Consider the following 939-nt stretch of genomic DNA (forward strand, 5'->3'; position numbering starts at 1 on the left):
GCTCCACCACGGCGCCGATCTGCACATCGAAGAGCATCACGTCGATGGCGGGGGCGTCTCCGACCATGTGTTCGCGCGATGTCATCTGCTTGGGTTCCGGTTCGCGCCGCGTATCCCGAATATCGCCGCACGCCGTTTGCACCTGTTTAACGGCATCGAACCCGGCCCCGATATTGCGCCGCTGGTCGCGGGCCGCATCGACGAAGGTCTGATCGAGGCACACTGGGACGACGTGCTGCGACTGGGAACCTCGATCCGCACAGGCGTCGTCAGCGCCTCGATCATGCTGGAACGGCTCGGCTCCTATCCACGCGCCAACGGCCTGGCACTGGCGTTGCGCGAGATCGGTCGCGTCGAGCGTACCCTGTTCACGCTCGACTGGATCGAGCAGCCCGAACAGCGTCGCCGCGCCACCCGCGAACTCAACAAGGGAGAAGCGGAAAATGCCCTGAAACGCGCCATCTTCTTCCATCGCATCGGCCGTATCCGCGATCATGCGCTGCAAGCCCAAAGCCATCGGGCGAGCGCGCTGAACCTCGTCGCCGGTGCCATCGTCCTGTGGAACACGACCTACCTGCAAGCCGCCCGGATGCATCTCGCCAACCTCGGCCGGCCGGTCCCGCCGGACCTGCTGCAACACCTATCACCGCTCGGTTGGCAGCATATCAATCTCACCGGCGATTACCTCTGGACCGATCCCGATGCGCCATCCACCGCGCTCAGACCGCTTCGCCAGATGCGCGCCGTCGAAGGCACGGCAAAACCTTAGCGTATATCTGGGTCCGTTCTGTGTACCGACCCCTAAAGGCGGAACGAGGCGATGGTCGTTATTCAAGCCTTCGCCTTAGTGATGAGTTCCAGCGCCCGCCGGAGATCATCAGCGACCAACTCCGACAGCTCATCGAGACGAGCGAGGCCGGGCGTGCGTTGCGCCGCCCC

1 protein-coding gene is annotated in these 939 nt (G+C 64.1%); it reads left to right on the forward strand.

Annotated features, from left to right (window positions below):
- The coding region (locus AAFM29_RS16855; protein ID WP_341713903.1) for a Tn3 family transposase at window positions 1–769 on the forward strand (769 nt) is incomplete at its 5' end.
- Window positions 770–939: the final 170 nt, after the last annotated feature.

Source organism: Erythrobacter sp. (assembly GCF_038133525.1).
Lineage (GTDB): Bacteria > Pseudomonadota > Alphaproteobacteria > Sphingomonadales > Sphingomonadaceae > Qipengyuania.